The organism is Sphingopyxis sp. KK2 (genome assembly GCF_001990265.1).
Taxonomy (GTDB): domain Bacteria; phylum Pseudomonadota; class Alphaproteobacteria; order Sphingomonadales; family Sphingomonadaceae; genus Sphingopyxis.
The window spans coordinates 1-828 of sequence record NZ_LYVN01000300.1; the positions used below are offsets into that span (position 1 = coordinate 1).

The 828-nt window shown below is 66.2% G+C and carries 1 protein-coding gene; it reads left to right on the forward strand.

Features of this window, described 5'->3' with window-relative positions; all coding sequences use genetic code 11:
• Nucleotides 1-113: 113 nt before the first annotated feature.
• The gene (locus tag B1A78_RS21915; RefSeq protein WP_077148916.1) at nucleotides 114-794 is read left to right on the forward strand and encodes a YqaA family protein; all 681 of its coding nucleotides are present in this window, start codon (nucleotides 114-116) and stop codon (nucleotides 792-794) included.
• Nucleotides 795-828 lie beyond the last annotated feature (34 nt).

An 828-nucleotide genomic window follows, 5' to 3' on the forward strand; every position in this document is an offset into this window, starting at 1 on the left:
CGCGAAGCGCCGGAAGGGTGAGGGCGATGGCAGCGCCATAAGACGGCCATCGACTTCCCCCGGCACCCCCGGCATAGATGCGCCCGCGCAACCTACCGCGCCAAAGGACCAGCATGACCGCTACCGCCAAGCCCGGCTTCATCCATCGCATGTACGACTGGACGATGGAAAAGTCGGCGCATCCGCACGCCGAACTCTGGCTCGCGCTGGTCTCCTTCGTCGAGGCGAGCTTCTTCCCGATCCCGCCGCATCCGCTGCTCGGGCTGATGTGCCTCGCCAATCCGAAAAAGGCGGTGCGCTATGCCGCCATCTGCACGCTCGCCTCGGTCGCGGGCGGCATGCTCGGTTACGGGATCGGCTATTTCCTCTATGAAAGCGTCGGGCTCTGGCTGCTCGGGGTGCTCGGGCTGACCGACGCCTTCCCGCCCGCCGCCTGTTACCTGCGCCAGTTCGGCACCGAGATCATCCTGATCAAGGGCGCGACGCCGATCCCGTTCAAGCTGCTGACGATCACCGCGGGCTTCATCCAGATGAACTTCGGCGAGTTCCTGCTCGCCAGCCTCGCGAGCCGCGCCTTCTCCTTCATGCTCGTCGGCGTCCTGTTCCGGCTGTTCGGGGCGCCGATCAAGGCGTTCATCGACAAATATCTGGTGTGGGTCGCAGGCGCCTTCCTGATCGCGGTGGTCGCGGGGTTCCTCGCGATCGGGGCGCTTTCGGGGAACAGCGCCACGGCCAAGGCTGCCGACAAATGCAGCGGTGCGACGCTGGAGAGCGTGGGGCTGGATAGGAAATAACGAGGGCGACGCCTCTCCCCCCTCCCGCAGGCGG